The sequence below is a fragment of the Entomohabitans teleogrylli genome (genome assembly GCF_001484765.1).
Taxonomy (GTDB): domain Bacteria; phylum Pseudomonadota; class Gammaproteobacteria; order Enterobacterales; family Enterobacteriaceae; genus Entomohabitans; species Entomohabitans teleogrylli.
In genome coordinates this window covers 1-13,403 of the sequence record NZ_LLXO01000047.1, presented here as the reverse complement: position 1 = coordinate 13,403, position 13,403 = coordinate 1, and the positions used below count along the sequence as shown (strand labels likewise).

Annotated in this window: 28 protein-coding genes; 1 reads left to right on the top strand and 27 read right to left on the bottom strand. The window is 51.2% G+C overall.

Annotated elements, in window-relative coordinates; all coding sequences use genetic code 11:
- Positions 1-6 precede the first annotated feature (6 nt).
- From rpsK to rpsJ, 25 genes are all read right to left on the bottom strand, one after another.
- On the bottom strand, positions 7-396 hold the full coding sequence (rpsK, locus tag AQ981_RS24130; RefSeq protein WP_058914308.1) for a 30S ribosomal protein S11: 390 nt from the start codon (positions 394-396) through the stop codon (positions 7-9).
- A gap of 16 nt (positions 397-412) precedes the next feature.
- The gene (rpsM, locus tag AQ981_RS24125) at positions 413-769 is read right to left on the bottom strand and encodes a 30S ribosomal protein S13 (protein ID WP_058914307.1); all 357 of its coding nucleotides are present in this window, start codon (positions 767-769) and stop codon (positions 413-415) included.
- Positions 770-915: 146 nt separating this feature from the next.
- The gene (rpmJ, locus tag AQ981_RS26490) at positions 916-1,032 is read right to left on the bottom strand and encodes a 50S ribosomal protein L36 (RefSeq protein ID WP_000868187.1); all 117 of its coding nucleotides are present in this window, start codon (positions 1,030-1,032) and stop codon (positions 916-918) included.
- 30 nt (positions 1,033-1,062) lie between these two features.
- The gene (gene secY / locus AQ981_RS24120) at positions 1,063-2,394 is read right to left on the bottom strand and encodes a preprotein translocase subunit SecY (protein WP_058914306.1); all 1,332 of its coding nucleotides are present in this window, start codon (positions 2,392-2,394) and stop codon (positions 1,063-1,065) included.
- A gap of 7 nt (positions 2,395-2,401) precedes the next feature.
- Positions 2,402-2,836 (bottom strand): 50S ribosomal protein L15, encoded by a 435-nt coding sequence (rplO, locus tag AQ981_RS24115; RefSeq protein WP_058914305.1) that lies wholly within the window; start codon positions 2,834-2,836, stop codon positions 2,402-2,404.
- Between the two features lie 3 nt (positions 2,837-2,839).
- Positions 2,840-3,019 (bottom strand): 50S ribosomal protein L30, encoded by a 180-nt coding sequence (rpmD, locus tag AQ981_RS24110; RefSeq protein ID WP_001140434.1) that lies wholly within the window; start codon positions 3,017-3,019, stop codon positions 2,840-2,842.
- Positions 3,020-3,025: 6 nt separating this feature from the next.
- Positions 3,026-3,526: a 30S ribosomal protein S5 gene (gene rpsE / locus AQ981_RS24105; protein ID WP_024551601.1), complete on the bottom strand. Its 501-nt coding sequence runs from the start codon at positions 3,524-3,526 to the stop codon at positions 3,026-3,028.
- A gap of 14 nt (positions 3,527-3,540) precedes the next feature.
- The gene (gene rplR / locus AQ981_RS24100; RefSeq protein ID WP_058914304.1) at positions 3,541-3,894 is read right to left on the bottom strand and encodes a 50S ribosomal protein L18; all 354 of its coding nucleotides are present in this window, start codon (positions 3,892-3,894) and stop codon (positions 3,541-3,543) included.
- Positions 3,895-3,903: 9 nt separating this feature from the next.
- Complete coding sequence (gene rplF, locus AQ981_RS24095; RefSeq protein WP_058914303.1) at positions 3,904-4,437, bottom strand: 50S ribosomal protein L6; 534 nt, start codon at positions 4,435-4,437, stop codon at positions 3,904-3,906.
- Positions 4,438-4,449: 12 nt separating this feature from the next.
- A complete protein-coding gene (rpsH, locus tag AQ981_RS24090) occupies positions 4,450-4,842 on the bottom strand; it encodes a 30S ribosomal protein S8 (protein ID WP_058914302.1) in 393 nt (130 codons plus the stop codon).
- 33 nt (positions 4,843-4,875) lie between these two features.
- Entirely contained in the window at positions 4,876-5,181 is a 306-nt protein-coding gene (gene rpsN / locus AQ981_RS24085) for a 30S ribosomal protein S14 (RefSeq protein ID WP_058914301.1), read from the bottom strand.
- 11 nt (positions 5,182-5,192) lie between these two features.
- Complete coding sequence (gene rplE / locus AQ981_RS24080; protein WP_058914300.1) at positions 5,193-5,732, bottom strand: 50S ribosomal protein L5; 540 nt, start codon at positions 5,730-5,732, stop codon at positions 5,193-5,195.
- Positions 5,733-5,746: 14 nt separating this feature from the next.
- Positions 5,747-6,061, bottom strand: a complete 315-nt coding sequence (rplX, locus tag AQ981_RS24075; protein ID WP_000729185.1) for a 50S ribosomal protein L24 — start codon at positions 6,059-6,061, stop codon at positions 5,747-5,749.
- 10 nt (positions 6,062-6,071) lie between these two features.
- Positions 6,072-6,443, bottom strand: coding sequence for a 50S ribosomal protein L14 (gene rplN / locus AQ981_RS24070; RefSeq protein WP_035344535.1), 372 nt, complete (start codon positions 6,441-6,443; stop codon positions 6,072-6,074).
- Positions 6,444-6,610: 167 nt separating this feature from the next.
- The gene (rpsQ, locus tag AQ981_RS24065) at positions 6,611-6,865 is read right to left on the bottom strand and encodes a 30S ribosomal protein S17 (RefSeq protein ID WP_058914299.1); all 255 of its coding nucleotides are present in this window, start codon (positions 6,863-6,865) and stop codon (positions 6,611-6,613) included.
- Positions 6,865-7,056 carry a 50S ribosomal protein L29 gene (gene rpmC, locus AQ981_RS24060; RefSeq protein ID WP_024549500.1) on the bottom strand — a complete coding sequence of 64 codons (192 nt, stop codon included), beginning with the start codon at positions 7,054-7,056 and terminating at the stop codon, positions 6,865-6,867. The genes rpsQ and rpmC overlap by 1 nt, the downstream gene beginning before the upstream one ends.
- The gene (gene rplP / locus AQ981_RS24055; protein WP_058914298.1) at positions 7,056-7,466 is read right to left on the bottom strand and encodes a 50S ribosomal protein L16; all 411 of its coding nucleotides are present in this window, start codon (positions 7,464-7,466) and stop codon (positions 7,056-7,058) included. Before rplP ends, rpmC begins: the two co-directional genes overlap by 1 nt.
- A 12-nt stretch (positions 7,467-7,478) precedes the next feature.
- A complete protein-coding gene (gene rpsC / locus AQ981_RS24050; protein WP_000529945.1) occupies positions 7,479-8,180 on the bottom strand; it encodes a 30S ribosomal protein S3 in 702 nt (233 codons plus the stop codon).
- A gap of 17 nt (positions 8,181-8,197) precedes the next feature.
- Entirely contained in the window at positions 8,198-8,530 is a 333-nt protein-coding gene (gene rplV / locus AQ981_RS24045; RefSeq protein WP_058914297.1) for a 50S ribosomal protein L22, read from the bottom strand.
- A gap of 12 nt (positions 8,531-8,542) precedes the next feature.
- The gene (rpsS, locus tag AQ981_RS24040; protein ID WP_001138117.1) at positions 8,543-8,821 is read right to left on the bottom strand and encodes a 30S ribosomal protein S19; all 279 of its coding nucleotides are present in this window, start codon (positions 8,819-8,821) and stop codon (positions 8,543-8,545) included.
- Positions 8,822-8,837: 16 nt separating this feature from the next.
- Positions 8,838-9,659 carry a 50S ribosomal protein L2 gene (rplB, locus tag AQ981_RS24035; RefSeq protein WP_058914296.1) on the bottom strand — a complete coding sequence of 274 codons (822 nt, stop codon included), beginning with the start codon at positions 9,657-9,659 and terminating at the stop codon, positions 8,838-8,840.
- A 17-nt stretch (positions 9,660-9,676) separates the two neighbouring features.
- The gene (gene rplW, locus AQ981_RS24030) at positions 9,677-9,979 is read right to left on the bottom strand and encodes a 50S ribosomal protein L23 (protein WP_058914295.1); all 303 of its coding nucleotides are present in this window, start codon (positions 9,977-9,979) and stop codon (positions 9,677-9,679) included.
- Positions 9,976-10,581 carry a 50S ribosomal protein L4 gene (gene rplD, locus AQ981_RS24025; RefSeq protein ID WP_000424395.1) on the bottom strand — a complete coding sequence of 202 codons (606 nt, stop codon included), beginning with the start codon at positions 10,579-10,581 and terminating at the stop codon, positions 9,976-9,978. Before rplD ends, rplW begins: the two co-directional genes overlap by 4 nt.
- Before the next feature lie 10 nt (positions 10,582-10,591).
- Positions 10,592-11,221 carry a 50S ribosomal protein L3 gene (gene rplC, locus AQ981_RS24020; RefSeq protein WP_058914294.1) on the bottom strand — a complete coding sequence of 210 codons (630 nt, stop codon included), beginning with the start codon at positions 11,219-11,221 and terminating at the stop codon, positions 10,592-10,594.
- Between the two features lie 32 nt (positions 11,222-11,253).
- Positions 11,254-11,565 carry a 30S ribosomal protein S10 gene (gene rpsJ / locus AQ981_RS24015; protein WP_001181005.1) on the bottom strand — a complete coding sequence of 104 codons (312 nt, stop codon included), beginning with the start codon at positions 11,563-11,565 and terminating at the stop codon, positions 11,254-11,256.
- A gap of 377 nt (positions 11,566-11,942) precedes the next feature.
- Here rpsJ and AQ981_RS24010 point away from each other — a divergent pair, with 377 nt between their 5' ends.
- A complete protein-coding gene (locus AQ981_RS24010) occupies positions 11,943-12,425 on the top strand; it encodes a prepilin peptidase (protein WP_058914293.1) in 483 nt (160 codons plus the stop codon).
- Here AQ981_RS24010 and bfr read toward each other — a convergent pair.
- Together bfr and bfd are read right to left on the bottom strand one after the other, a co-directional pair.
- On the bottom strand, positions 12,409-12,885 hold the full coding sequence (gene bfr, locus AQ981_RS24005; RefSeq protein ID WP_058914292.1) for a bacterioferritin: 477 nt from the start codon (positions 12,883-12,885) through the stop codon (positions 12,409-12,411). The genes AQ981_RS24010 and bfr overlap by 17 nt on opposite strands.
- Positions 12,886-12,957: 72 nt before the next feature.
- The gene (gene bfd / locus AQ981_RS24000) at positions 12,958-13,152 is read right to left on the bottom strand and encodes a bacterioferritin-associated ferredoxin (protein ID WP_058914291.1); all 195 of its coding nucleotides are present in this window, start codon (positions 13,150-13,152) and stop codon (positions 12,958-12,960) included.
- Positions 13,153-13,403: the final 251 nt, after the last annotated feature.

Sequence of the window (13,403 nt, the reverse complement as noted above, 5' to 3'; positions counted from 1 at the left end):
CGGGCGTTATACGCGACGTTTTTTCGGCGGACGACAACCGTTATGAGGGATCGGAGTCACATCAGTAATATTAGTGATGCGGAAACCAGCGGCGTTCAGAGCACGAATAGTAGATTCGCGGCCCGGACCCGGTCCCTTAACCATAACTTCCAGGTTCTTAACGCCGTACTCTTTCACGGCTTCTGCGCAACGCTCTGCTGCAACCTGAGCTGCAAACGGAGTGGATTTGCGAGAACCACGGAAACCGGAACCACCGGCAGTTGCCCAACCCAGCGCGTTACCCTGACGATCGGTGATGGTAACGATGGTGTTGTTGAAAGAAGCATGGATATGAGCCACGCCATCAGAGACTTGTTTTCTTACACGCTTACGTGCACGAATTGGTGCCTTTGCCATTATTCAATCACCCCGATTATTTCTTGATCGGTTTGCGCGGACCCTTACGGGTACGGGCGTTGGTCTTGGTACGCTGACCGCGAACCGGCAGACCACGACGATGACGCAAACCACGGTAGCAACCAAGGTCCATCAGACGCTTGATGCTCAGGGTAATTTCACGGCGCAGATCGCCTTCTACAACGAATTTACCAACTTCTTCACGCAGTGTGTCGATTTGTTCTTCAGACAGCTCACTGATCTTAACATCTTCAGCGATACCCGCTGCGGCACAGATAGCCTTAGAACGGGTTTTGCCGACGCCATAAATCGACGTTAACGCGATTACAGCATGTTTATGATCAGGAATGTTAATGCCTGCTATACGGGCCACTATGCACTCCTACAATTGATTATGTACGCCCCATGCTGAAAAGCCCGTTTTCAGGATACTCAAATGGAAACGTACAGACATACAAAAGATTGGCTGGCTAATCTAGCCAGCTCAACCCAACTTTGCAAGAAAAATATGCGAATAAATCAGCCTTGGCGCTGTTTATGCTTCGGCTCGGCACTGCAAATCACACGGATGACGCCATCACGCTTAACGATTTTGCAGTTACGACATAATTTCTTGACGGAAGCACGAACTTTCATTTTTACTCTCCGTAACTTCTCAGGCAACCGTTAACGGCCGTAGCCTTTCAGGTTTGCCTTCTTCAATGCAGACTCATACTGACTGGACATCATCAGAGTTTGCACTTGAGCCATAAAGTCCATGATGACGACGACAACGATGAGCAGTGAGGTTCCACCAAAGTAGAACGGCACTTTCATTGCATCACGCATGAACTCCGGGATCAGGCAGATAAAAGTAATGTACATTGCACCGACCAGAGTCAGGCGGGTCATTACTTTATCGATATACTTCGCCGTTTGCTCTCCCGGACGAATTCCTGGTACAAATGCACCGGACTTCTTCAGGTTATCTGCTGTTTCACGCGGATTGAAAACCAACGCCGTGTAGAAGAAACAGAAGAAGATGATTGCAGTCGCATAGAGTAACACATAAAGCGGTTGCCCAGGCTGCAAATACAGCGAAATTGTTGTCAGCCAGTTCCAACCGGTACCGCCCCCGAACCATGACGCGATGGTCGCCGGGAACAGAATAATGCTGGAAGCGAAGATTGCCGGGATAACCCCTGCCATATTCACTTTCAACGGTAAATGTGTGCTCTGTGCAGCATAGACACGACGGCCTTGTTGACGTTTGGCGTAGTTTACCACGATGCGGCGCTGACCACGCTCAACAAAGACAACAAAGAAGGTCACTGCAAATACTAACACTGCAATCAACAGCAACAGGAGGAAGTGCAGGTCGCCCTGCCGCGCTTGCTCGATGGTATGGCCAATGGCCGACGGAAGTCCCGCAACGATACCCGCGAAGATAATGATCGAAATACCGTTACCGATACCGCGCTCAGTTATCTGCTCACCCAGCCACATCAGGAACATTGTCCCGGTTACCAGGCTGACAACAGCCGTGAAATAGAACGCAAAGCCTGGATTAATCACCAGGCCCTGCATACCAGGCATATTCGGCAGACCGGTAGCAATACCGATCGACTGGAATATCGCCAACACGAGCGTGCCGTAGCGGGTGTACTGGCTAATCTTACGACGGCCAGACTCCCCTTCTTTCTTCAGTTCTGCCAGGGCCGGGTGAACGACCGTTAGCAACTGGACAATAATAGATGCCGAAATGTACGGCATGATGCCCAGAGCGAAGATAGAAGCACGGCTAAGAGCACCACCAGAGAACATGTTGAACATTTCAATGATGGTGCCACGCTGTTGATCAAGCAATTTGGCAAGTACAGTGGCATCAATACCAGGGATCGGAATAAAAGAGCCAATGCGGAATACGATCAGCGCACCGATCACAAACAGCAGTCTGCGTTTCAGTTCGCCAAACCCACCTTTAGCACTTTGAAAATCTAATCCCGGTTGCTTTGCCATCTGCTACTTATTCCTCGATTTTACCGCCAGCAGCTTCGATAGCAGCACGAGCGCCTTTAGTGACACGCAGACCACGGATAGTTACCGGACGAGCTACTTCACCAGCCAGGATCACTTTCGCGAACTCGATCTGGATACCGATAACGTTAGCCGCTTTCAGCGTATTCAGGTCAACTACGTCGCCTTCCACTTTTGCCAGGTCAGACAGACGAACTTCTGCAGTGACCATTGCTTTACGGGAAGTGAAACCAAACTTCGGCAGACGACGGTACAGCGGCATCTGGCCGCCCTCGAAACCGCGACGTACGCCACCGCCAGAACGAGACTTCTGACCTTTGTGACCACGACCACCGGTTTTACCGAGGCCAGAACCGATACCACGACCCAGGCGCTTGCCCGCCTTCTTTGAGCCTTCGGCCGGAGACAGAGTATTTAAACGCATCTCTTACTCCTCAACTTTAACCATGAAGGAAACCGCGTTGACCATACCGCGAACAGCAGGAGTATCCTCGCGCTCTACGGTGTGACCAATACGACGCAGACCCAGGCCAAGCAGCGTTGCCTTGTGTTTCGGCAGACGACCGATTGCACTGCGGGTTTGAGTGATTTTAATAGTCTTTGCCATGGTCAATTACCCCAGAATTTCTTCAACGGATTTACCACGCTTGGCAGCGACCATTTCCGGGGACTTCATGCTTTCCAGGCCATCAATAGTTGCACGAACCACGTTAATCGGGTTGGTGGAACCATATGCTTTAGCCAGAACGTTATGAACCCCAGCGACTTCCAGAACAGCGCGCATTGCACCACCGGCGATGATACCGGTACCTTCGGAAGCCGGCTGCATGAACACACGAGAACCCGTGTGAGCACCTTTAACCGGGTGCTGCAGGGTGCCGTGGTTCAGCGCGACGTTAATCATGTTGCGACGGGCTTTTTCCATCGCTTTCTGGATCGCTGCCGGAACTTCGCGCGCTTTACCGTAACCAAAACCAACGCGGCCATTACCATCACCCACTACAGTCAGAGCGGTGAAGGAGAAAATACGACCACCTTTAACGGTTTTAGATACGCGGTTTACCGCGATCAGCTTTTCCTGCAGTTCGCCAGCTTGTTTTTCGATGTGAGCCATCTTACACCTCTACCTTAGAACTGAAGGCCAGCTTCACGGGCAGCATCTGCCAGTGCCTGGACACGACCATGATATTGGAAACCGGAACGGTCAAAGGAAACATCTTTGATGCCCTTTTCCAGAGCGCGCTCTGCAACGGCTTTACCCACCGCAGCTGCGGCATCTTTGTTGCCGGTATACTTCAGTTGTTCAGCGATAGCTTTTTCTACAGTAGAAGCGGCTACCAGAACTTCGGAACCATTCGGTGCGATTACCTGGGCGTAGATATGACGCGGGGTACGATGTACCACCAGGCGAGTCGCGCCAAGCTCTTTGAGCTTGTGACGTGCGCGGGTCGCACGACGGATACGAGCAGATTTCTTATCCATAGTGTTACCTTACTTCTTCTTAGCCTCTTTGGTACGCACGACTTCGTCGGCGTAACGAACACCCTTGCCTTTATACGGCTCAGGACGACGGTAGGCGCGCAGATCGGCTGCAACCTGACCAATCACTTGCTTATCCGCGCCTTTCAGCACGATTTCAGTCTGTGACGGACATTCCGCAGTAATCCCTGCCGGCAGTTGATGGTCAATCGGATGAGAGAAACCCAGAGACAGGTTTACTACATTCCCTTTAACCGCTGCACGATAGCCTACACCAACCAGCTGCAGCTTCTTGGTGAAGCCTTCGGTAACACCGATAACCATTGAGTTCAGCAGCGCACGAGCGGTACCCGCCTGTGCCCAACCGTCTGCATAACCATCACGCGGACCGAAGGTCAGCGCATTGTCAGCATGTTTAACTTCAACAGCATCGTTGATAGTACGAGTCAGCTCGCCGTTTTTACCTTTGATCGTAATAACCTGACCGTTGAGTTTTACGTCAACGCCGGCAGGAACAACGACCGGTGCTTTAGCAACACGAGACATTTTTTCCTCCGATTAGGCTACGTAGCAGATAATTTCGCCACCAAGACCAGCTTGGCGCGCTGCACGATCGGTCATAACACCTTTAGAGGTAGAAACGACAGCAATACCCAGCCCGGCCATAACTTTCGGCAGCTCATCTCTTCTTTTATAGATGCGCAGACCTGGGCGGCTGACACGCTGAATGCTCTCTACCACAGCCTTGCCCTGGAAATACTTAAGAGTCAGTTCCAGTTCCGGCTTGATGTCGCCTTCAACTTTAAAATCTTCGATATAACCTTCTTCCTTCAGCACGTTGGCAATTGCCACTTTCAGCTTGGAGGAAGGCATGGTGACCGCAGCTTTGTTCGCGGCCTGACCGTTACGGATACGGGTCAGCATATCCGCGATCGGATCTTGCATGCTCATCTGTCTTTACTCCCGTGATTCAATTGGTGACAATTACCAGCTAGCCTTTTTCAGACCCGGAATTTCACCGCGCATAGCGGCTTCACGGACCTTGATACGGCTCAACCCGAACTTCCGCAGGAAAGCGTGCGGACGACCTGTTTGACGGCAGCGGTTACGCTGACGAGACGGGCTGGAATCACGCGGCAGAGTCTGCAGCTTGAGAACAGCGTTCCAACGATCTTCGTCAGAAGCGTTCACATCAGAGATGATCGCTTTCAGTTCAGCGCGTTTCGCGAAGTATTTTTCAGCTAAAGCCGCGCGTTTTACTTCGCGAGCTTTCATTGATTGCTTAGCCATGAACGTAACCCTTACTTGCGGAACGGGAAGTCAAAGGCAGCCAGCAGAGCACGGCCTTCTTCATCAGAGTTCGCGGTGGTGGTGATGGTAATATCCAGTCCACGTACGCGATCGACTTTGTCATAGTCGATTTCCGGGAAGATGATCTGCTCACGGACGCCCATGCTGTAGTTACCACGACCATCGAAAGACTTAGCGGACAGGCCACGGAAGTCGCGAATACGCGGTACAGCAATAGAGATCAGACGCTCAAAGAACTCCCACATGCGTTCGCCACGCAGAGTTACTTTACAGCCGATCGGATAGCCCTGACGGATTTTGAAGCCTGCAACAGATTTGCGTGCTTTGGTGATCAGCGGTTTTTGACCGGAGATTGCTGCCAGATCAGCTGCTGCGTTATCCAGCAGTTTCTTGTCAGCGATCGCTTCACCAACACCCATATTCAGGGTGATCTTCTCGACCCGAGGGACTTGCATGACAGAATTGTAGTTAAACTGAGTCATCAGTTTTTTAACTACTTCGTCTTTGTAGTAATCATGCAGTTTCGCCATCGTACTACTCCAAATTACTTGATAGTTTCGCTGTTAGACTTGAAGAAACGGACTTTTTTACCGTCTTCGAATCTAAAGCCTACACGGTCAGCCTTGCCGGTTGCCGCATTGAAGATTGCAACGTTAGAAACCTGAATAGCAGCTTCTTTTTCAACGATGCCGCCTGGTTGGTTCAAAGCCGGAACCGGCTTCTGGTGTTTCTTAACCAGGTTGATACCTTCAACAATGACCTTGCCGGAAGACAGGACATTCTTAACTTTACCGCGCTTACCTTTATCTTTGCCGGTCAGCACGATAACTTCGTCATCACGACGGATTTTCGCTGCCATGATTCGCTCCTTAGAGTACTTCTGGTGCCAGAGAAATGATTTTCATAAACTTCTCAGAACGAAGTTCACGAGTTACCGGCCCAAAAATACGCGTGCCGATGGGCTGCTCGCTGTTGTTGTTCAGAAGAACACAAGCATTACCATCGAAGCGAACGACAGAACCGTCAGGGCGACGAACACCCTTCCTGGTGCGCACCACTACCGCCTTCAGCACATCACCTTTTTTGACCTTACCACGCGGAATTGCTTCTTTAATGGTGATCTTAATGATGTCGCCTACGCCTGCGTAGCGACGGTGCGAGCCACCCAGAACCTTGATACACATTACGCGACGTGCACCGGAGTTGTCGGCGACGTTCAGCATAGTCTGTTCCTGGATCATTTAGTGCTCCGCTAATGTCAACTACTACTTCGGGACCCAATATCAGGTCGTTAAAAAAATCCCCATATTCGGGGGCGCGGCATTATAACACCGCTTCCGTGATATGGGTAGAAAAAATAAACGGCCCGGTAATGGGCCGTTTATTCGTTTTGAGAATGGGTACTGTATTACAGAACCGCTTTCTCTACAACGCGAACTAGGGTCCAGGACTTAGTCTTGGACAGCGGACGGCATTCGCGGATTTCAACCACGTCGCCGATACCGCATTCATTGTTCTCGTCGTGTACGTGCAGTTTAGTCGTACGCTTGATGAATTTACCGTAGATCGGGTGTTTCACGAAACGCTCGATAGCGACAACGATGGACTTCTGCATCTTGTCACTAACAACACGACCCTGCAGAGTACGGATTTTATCGGTCATTACGCACCCGCCTTCTCAGTCAGTAAAGTCTTAACGCGTGCGACATTACGACGCACTTGCTTCAACAGGTGAGTCTGTTGCAGCTGGCCACTTGCCGCCTGCATGCGCAGGTTGAACTGCTCGCGCAGCAGGTTAAGCAGCTCGGTGTTCAGCTCTTCAACGCTCTTTTCACGCAGCTCTTTTGCTTTCATTACATCACCGTCTTAGTTACAAAGGTGGTTTTGATCGGCAGTTTCGCTGCTGCCAGCTTGAATGCTTCACGGGCCAGCTCTTCCGGCACACCGTCCATCTCATACAGGACTTTACCCGGCTGAATCAAGGCAACCCAATACTCCACGTTACCTTTACCTTTACCCATACGCACTTCCAGCGGCTTTTCGGTGATCGGTTTGTCCGGGAAAATACGGATCCAGATCTTACCCTGACGCTTAACTGCACGGGTCATTGCACGACGTGCTGCTTCGATCTGACGGGCAGTCAGACGACCACGGCCAACAGCTTTGAGACCGTAAGTGCCGAAGCTCACATCCGTACCCTGCGCCAGACCACGGTTGCGGCCTTTATGCACTTTACGGAATTTTGTACGCTTTGGTTGTAACATCAGCGACGCTCCTTATTTACGGCCTTTACGCTGCTGCTTTTTCGGTTGAGCAGCCGGTTTTTCCGGTTGTTCAACAGCAGCCATACCACCCAGGATCTCACCTTTGAAGATCCACACTTTAACGCCGATTACACCGTAAGTGGTGTGCGCTTCAGAGGTGTTGTAGTCAATGTCAGCACGCAGTGTGTGCAACGGTACGCGACCTTCACGGTACCATTCGGTACGTGCGATTTCCGCGCCGCCCAGACGACCGCTAACTTCAACTTTGATACCCTTGGCGCCCAGACGCATTGCGTTCTGTACAGCACGCTTCATCGCACGACGGAACATTACGCGACGTTCCAGTTGAGAAGTGATGCTGTCAGCAACCAGTTTTGCGTCCAGTTCAGGTTTACGAACTTCGGCGATATTGATCTGTGCAGGCACGCCAGCGATATCCGCTACGACCTTGCGCAGTTTTTCTACGTCTTCGCCTTTCTTACCGATAACGATACCCGGGCGAGCAGTGTGAATGGTCACACGGATGCTCTTAGCCGGACGCTCGATAACGATACGAGATACGGACGCTTTAGCCAGTTCCTTAGTCAGGTACTGGCGTACTTTAAAGTCGCTGTCCAGGTTGTCAGCGAATTCTTTGGTGTTCGCGAACCAGGTAGAGTTCCATGGTTTTACAATACCCAGGCGAATACCATTAGGATGTACTTTCTGACCCATTGCTAGTCTCCAGAGTCTCAGCGATCGGACACAACCACAGTGATGTGGCTGGTGCGCTTCAGAATGCGATCTGCACGACCTTTGGCACGCGGCATAATGCGTTTCATGGTCGGGCCTTCGTCTACGAAAATTTTCGCAACTTTCAGATCGTCAATGTCAGCGCCATCGTTGTGTTCAGCGTTAGCAATGGCAGATTCCAGGACTTTCTTGACCAGTACAGCCGCTTTCTTGTTGGTGTAGGTCAGGATGTCCAGAGCCTGCGACACTTTCTTACCGCGGATCAGGTCAGCCACAAGACGAACCTTCTGAGCAGAAGAACGAGCATGGCGATGTTTAGCGATAGTTTCCATCTCTTCCTCCTGTTATTTCTTCTTGGCTTTTTTATCAGCCGCGTGGCCGCGATAAGTACGGGTCGGTGCGAATTCACCCAGTTTGTGACCAACCATTTCGTCGGTTACGAACACGGGTACATGCTGACGACCATTATGGACAGCGATGGTCAAACCGATCATGTTTGGAAAGATCGTTGAACGACGGGACCAGGTGCGCAGGGGCTTCTTGTCTCCGCTTTCCACCGCTTTCTCTACCTTCTTCAGCAAGTGCAGGTCAATAAAAGGACCTTTCTTGAGAGAACGTGGCATGGCTTATCCTCTAAAATTATTTGCTACGGCGACGTACGATGAACTTATCAGTACGCTTGTTGCTGCGGGTCTTTTTACCTTTGGTCTGAACGCCCCACGGAGTTACCGGGTGCTTACCAAAGTTACGACCTTCACCACCACCGTGTGGGTGGTCTACCGGGTTCATCGCCGTACCGCGAACGGTAGGACGAACGCCACGCCAGCGAGCAGCACCTGCTTTACCCAGAACGCGCAGCATATGCTCAGCGTTGCCTACTTCGCCCAGGGTTGCGCGGCAGTCGGCTTCGACTTTACGCATTTCACCAGAGCGCAGGCGCAGGGTGACGTATGCGCCATCACGCGCAACGATCTGTACATAAGTACCAGCAGAACGTGCCAGCTGACCGCCTTTACCTGGTTTCATTTCTACGTTATGAACCGTAGAACCAACCGGGATATTGCGCATCGGCAGGGTGTTACCGGGTTTGATTGCAGCATCAACGCCAGACTGAATCTGGTCGCCAGCTTTCAGGCCTTTCGGGGCCAGGATATAACGGCGCTCGCCGTCTTTGTACAGAACCAGCGCGATGTTCGCGGAACGGTTCGGATCGTACTCAAGACGTTCAACAACAGCCGGGATACCGTCTTTATTGCGTTTGAAGTCAACAATACGGTAAGCCTGCTTGTGACCACCACCGATGTGACGAGTGGTGATACGGCCATTGTTGTTACGACCACCGGTTTTGCTGGATTTTTCAACCAGCGGAGCAAAAGGTTTGCCCTTGTGCAGCTCAGGGTTAACCACTTTAACAACGTGGCGACGACCCGGAGATGTCGGTTTACACTTAACAACTGCCATTGTATTACTCCTCCGACTTACTCAGCGCCGCCAACGAAGTCCAGATTCTGGCCTTCTTTCAGGGTGACGTAAGCTTTTTTCCAGTCGCTACGACGACCGATACGCTGTCCGTGACGCTTCACTTTCCCCTTCATGATCAGGGTACGTACAGCGTCAACCTCGACTTCAAACAGTTTCTGCACAGCAGCTTTGATTTCTGCTTTAGTCGCGTCTTTAGCAACTTTGAGAACGATGGTGTTGGTTTTTTCCATCGCGGTAGACGCTTTTTCAGAAACGTGCGGTGCGCGCAGCACCTTCAGCAGACGTTCTTCACGAATCATGCCAGCATCTCCTCAACTTGCTTAACAGCATCAGCAGTCATAACGACTTTGTCGAAGGCGATCAGGCTAACCGGGTCGATACCAGTTGCGTCGCGTACGTCAACCTTGTGCAGGTTACGTGCGGCCAGGAACAGGTTCTCATCCAGTTCGCCGGTGATGATCAGCACATCTTCCAGCGCCATGTCTTTCAGTTTCTGAGCCAGCAGCTTGGTTTTCGGTGCTTCTACAGAGAACTTCTCGACAACGATCAGACGATCCTGACGTACCAGTTCGGACAGGATGCTTTTCAGCGCGCCGCGGTACATCTTTTTGTTAACTTTTTGACTGTGGTCCTGCGGACGCGCAGCGAAGGTCACGCCACCAGAACGCCAAATCGGGCTCTTGATGGAACCAGAACGCGCACGACCAGTACCTTTCTGGCGCCACGGTTTTTTACCGGAGCCAGTAACTTCAGCACGGGTTTTCTGAGCACGAGTACCCTGACGGGCACCTGCTGCATAAGCAACAACAACCTGGTGTACCAGCGCTTCGTTGAAATCACGACCGAAGGTAGTTTCGGAAACAGTCAGCGCGCTCTGCGCGTCTTTCAATACTAATTCCATTGCTATCTCCTCACGCCTTCACAGCCGGTTTAACGATCAGGTCGCTACCGGTCGCACCCGGAACAGCACCTTTAACCAGCAGCAGGTTGCGCTCAGCGTCAACACGTACTACATCCAGGCTCTGAACGGTTACGCGTTCGTTACCCAGTTGGCCAGCCATTTTCTTGCCTTTGAATACTTTGCCCGGAGTCTGGTTCTGACCGATAGAACCCGGAACGCGGTGAGACAAGGAGTTACCGTGAGTCATGTCCTGGGTACGGAAGTTCCAGCGCTTAACGGTACCTGCGAAACCTTTACCTTTAGAGGTGCCGGTTACGTCAACTTTTTTAACGTCAGCAAACAGCTCAACGCTAATATTCTGACCTACAGTGTATTCTTCGCCATCAGCCAGACGGAATTCCCACAGACCACGGCCAGCTTCTACGCCAGCTTTGGTGAAGTGGCCCGCTTCGGGCTTGGTCACACGGTTTGCTTTCTTAGTACCAGTGGTAACCTGGATCGCGCGGTAACCATCATTAGCCAGATCTTTGATCTGAGTAACGCGGTTTGCTTCAACTTCGATTACGGTTACAGGGATAGAAACGCCTTCTTCAGTGAAGATGCGGGTCATACCCACTTTTTTACCGACTAAACCAATCATTGTTTCAACCTCTCAATCGCTCAATGACCTGATTAACCCAGGCTGATCTGCACGTCTACACCGGCAGCCAGATCCAGACGCATCAGAGCATCAACGGTTTTCTCGGTTGGCTCAACGATGTCAACCAGACGCTTGTGAGTGCGGATTTCGTACTGGTCACGCGCGTCTTTGTTAACGTGCGGGGAGATCAGTACAGTAAAGCGCTCTTTGCGGGTCGGCAGCGGGATCGGACCGCGAACCTGCGCACCAGTGCGCTTGGCAGTCTCGACGATTTCCGCAGTTGATTGATCGATCAGGCGATGATCAAACGCTTTCAGGCGGATACGGATTCTTTGGTTCTGCATGAGACCAGAAGCTCCAGTTATTTTATAGACGAAAATGATTACTCCTCACACCCATTACGATTGATGGGGGAGTGTAATCGTTCTTACGTAGCTCCCCAATTGGGAGCATTGTCGGCAGCAAAAAACACTACCCGGATTCAAATTGAACCGGCCGTCAATTACGACAAGCCCGCGCATTATACGCAAATCTGCTCTCAGTGCAAGTATTGTTCACTCATTAACCGGCCCCGCGGTGCGAAATACCGCGCAAAAAAGCGGCAACGTTGCGTAATACCGCTATTTTCTTTCCGACAAGACAGTTGAAACCGACCAGACGCAGTTTCTCTGCGCATCCTCCGCTGGCAGACTGCAGCCACAACGCCTGTCCTGGTGGAAATATGATGATCGTGATGCTGTTCTGTGTGATTTACCTGTTGCTGGTCAGCGCCCTGTGTCGGACTGACCTGAAGATGGGTCTGCTCCCCGATGCCCTGACCTGCCCTCTGCTGTGGAGTGGACTCCTTTTTCAACTGTGTCTTTTTCCTGAAAATCTTCATGATGCCGTAGCCGGCGCCATGGCAGGGTATGGCGTTCTGTGGTGCCTGTACTGGGGGTATCGAACGGTGACGGGGCAAGAAGGCATAGGCTATGGCGATCTGAAATTTCTCGCTGCGCTGGGGAGCTGGCATCGCTGGCAAGCGCTGGCGGGAATATTGATAATTGCTGCGCTCTGCGGACTATTATTCTGCCTGGTGAGGGGCGGCGTCGCCACAAATAAAACAGCCCCGCTGCCATTTGGGCCATTTCTGGCGTTAGCGGGGCTGATAACAGGATACTGCGAGTGGCAATTCAGCGCACTGCCGATCAGCTTTGTTCTTTAATCTGCGACTGAATGTAGTTCTGTAAACCAATTTTGCCGATCAGATCCAACTCAGTCTCCAGCCAGTCAATGTGGCCTTCTTCATCCGCGAGGATCTTAATCATCATGTCACGGCTCACATAGTCATGGACGCTGTCCGCATACGCGATGGCTTCACGCAGGTTCTTCGCCCCGTCCAGTTCCAGATTGAGATCGGAGCGTAGCATTTCTTCCACATCCTCACCGATGTTTAGTTTGCCAAGATCCTGCAGGTTGGGGATGCCCTCAAGAAAAAGAATACGCTCAATGTATTGATCGGCGTGTTTCATTTCATCGATAGACTCGTGATATTCAACATCGTTGAGGCGCATCAGACCCCAGTTTTTGAACATCCGGGCATGAAGAAAGTACTGATTGATTGCGACAAGCTCATTTCCCAATAATTTATTGAGATAATTTATTATCTTAATATCACCTTGCATTGTTTTAACCCTCCGCTTCCACTCTTTTGAGCGTAGATCCCCTGCGGAGTAAGTCAAAAAAAAGTGCTGTTTTCAGGCAATCTCTTTAAATTCCGGGATCTGTATCAGTTCCTGCTGCAGGATCTCACGGACCTCACGCACGCATTTGCCGCACTGATTACCAACCGGAATAAACTTACGTAACTGCTGGAAGGATTGAGGATGGAACTGACGCACAGCCTGACGAATCTTCTTATCACTGACGCCATTGCACAGACAAACGTACATAGTCACTCCCGTTCAAAATACAACCAGAGTGTAAATAAGAATACTTATAATTACAATGTTAATTAACTTACATGAGTCGCAAATTTGATATTCAGGCGATATCCGCCCCTGGACAGCTGAACAATGGCAAAGCGCTCCCGGGAAAGCTTTCTGCCGACCATAAAAAAGGGCGCTATAAGCGCCCTTTTTTGATTCAGCAGCTAATGATTAGCTGAGAACTTTAGCAACAACGCCCGCGCCAACGGTACGGC

Excerpts from the sequence above, each read along its gene's own strand:
- rpsJ (WP_001181005.1), bottom strand. The coding sequence starts at position 11,565 with ATGCAGAACCAAAGAATCCGTATCCGCCTGAAAGCGTTTGATCATCGC.
- rpsN (WP_058914301.1), bottom strand. The coding sequence starts at position 5,181 with ATGGCTAAGCAATCAATGAAAGCTCGCGAAGTAAAACGCGCGGCTTTA.
- rpsS (WP_001138117.1), bottom strand. The coding sequence starts at position 8,821 with ATGCCACGTTCTCTCAAGAAAGGTCCTTTTATTGACCTGCACTTGCTG.
- bfd (WP_058914291.1), bottom strand. The coding sequence starts at position 13,152 with ATGTACGTTTGTCTGTGCAATGGCGTCAGTGATAAGAAGATTCGTCAG.
- rplF (WP_058914303.1), bottom strand. The coding sequence starts at position 4,437 with ATGTCTCGTGTTGCTAAAGCACCGGTCGTTGTTCCTGCCGGCGTTGAC.
- bfr (WP_058914292.1), bottom strand. The coding sequence starts at position 12,885 with ATGCAAGGTGATATTAAGATAATAAATTATCTCAATAAATTATTGGGA.
- secY (WP_058914306.1), bottom strand. The coding sequence starts at position 2,394 with ATGGCAAAGCAACCGGGATTAGATTTTCAAAGTGCTAAAGGTGGGTTT.
- rplO (WP_058914305.1), bottom strand. The coding sequence starts at position 2,836 with ATGCGTTTAAATACTCTGTCTCCGGCCGAAGGCTCAAAGAAGGCGGGC.
- rpmD (WP_001140434.1), bottom strand. The coding sequence starts at position 3,019 with ATGGCAAAGACTATTAAAATCACTCAAACCCGCAGTGCAATCGGTCGT.
- AQ981_RS24010 (WP_058914293.1), top strand. The coding sequence starts at position 11,943 with ATGATGATCGTGATGCTGTTCTGTGTGATTTACCTGTTGCTGGTCAGC.
- rplE (WP_058914300.1), bottom strand. The coding sequence starts at position 5,732 with ATGGCGAAACTGCATGATTACTACAAAGACGAAGTAGTTAAAAAACTG.
- rplP (WP_058914298.1), bottom strand. The coding sequence starts at position 7,466 with ATGTTACAACCAAAGCGTACAAAATTCCGTAAAGTGCATAAAGGCCGC.
- rpsE (WP_024551601.1), bottom strand. The coding sequence starts at position 3,526 with ATGGCTCACATCGAAAAACAAGCTGGCGAACTGCAGGAAAAGCTGATC.
- rpmJ (WP_000868187.1), bottom strand. The coding sequence starts at position 1,032 with ATGAAAGTTCGTGCTTCCGTCAAGAAATTATGTCGTAACTGCAAAATC.
- rplV (WP_058914297.1), bottom strand. The coding sequence starts at position 8,530 with ATGGAAACTATCGCTAAACATCGCCATGCTCGTTCTTCTGCTCAGAAG.
- rplC (WP_058914294.1), bottom strand. The coding sequence starts at position 11,221 with ATGATTGGTTTAGTCGGTAAAAAAGTGGGTATGACCCGCATCTTCACT.
- rplN (WP_035344535.1), bottom strand. The coding sequence starts at position 6,443 with ATGATCCAGGAACAGACTATGCTGAACGTCGCCGACAACTCCGGTGCA.
- rpsK (WP_058914308.1), bottom strand. The coding sequence starts at position 396 with ATGGCAAAGGCACCAATTCGTGCACGTAAGCGTGTAAGAAAACAAGTC.
- rplD (WP_000424395.1), bottom strand. The coding sequence starts at position 10,581 with ATGGAATTAGTATTGAAAGACGCGCAGAGCGCGCTGACTGTTTCCGAA.
- rpmC (WP_024549500.1), bottom strand. The coding sequence starts at position 7,056 with ATGAAAGCAAAAGAGCTGCGTGAAAAGAGCGTTGAAGAGCTGAACACC.
- rpsH (WP_058914302.1), bottom strand. The coding sequence starts at position 4,842 with ATGAGCATGCAAGATCCGATCGCGGATATGCTGACCCGTATCCGTAAC.
- rpsQ (WP_058914299.1), bottom strand. The coding sequence starts at position 6,865 with ATGACCGATAAAATCCGTACTCTGCAGGGTCGTGTTGTTAGTGACAAG.
- rplX (WP_000729185.1), bottom strand. The coding sequence starts at position 6,061 with ATGGCAGCGAAAATCCGTCGTGATGACGAAGTTATCGTGCTGACCGGC.
- rplB (WP_058914296.1), bottom strand. The coding sequence starts at position 9,659 with ATGGCAGTTGTTAAGTGTAAACCGACATCTCCGGGTCGTCGCCACGTT.
- rpsC (WP_000529945.1), bottom strand. The coding sequence starts at position 8,180 with ATGGGTCAGAAAGTACATCCTAATGGTATTCGCCTGGGTATTGTAAAA.
- rplR (WP_058914304.1), bottom strand. The coding sequence starts at position 3,894 with ATGGATAAGAAATCTGCTCGTATCCGTCGTGCGACCCGCGCACGTCAC.
- rplW (WP_058914295.1), bottom strand. The coding sequence starts at position 9,979 with ATGATTCGTGAAGAACGTCTGCTGAAGGTGCTGCGCGCACCGCACGTT.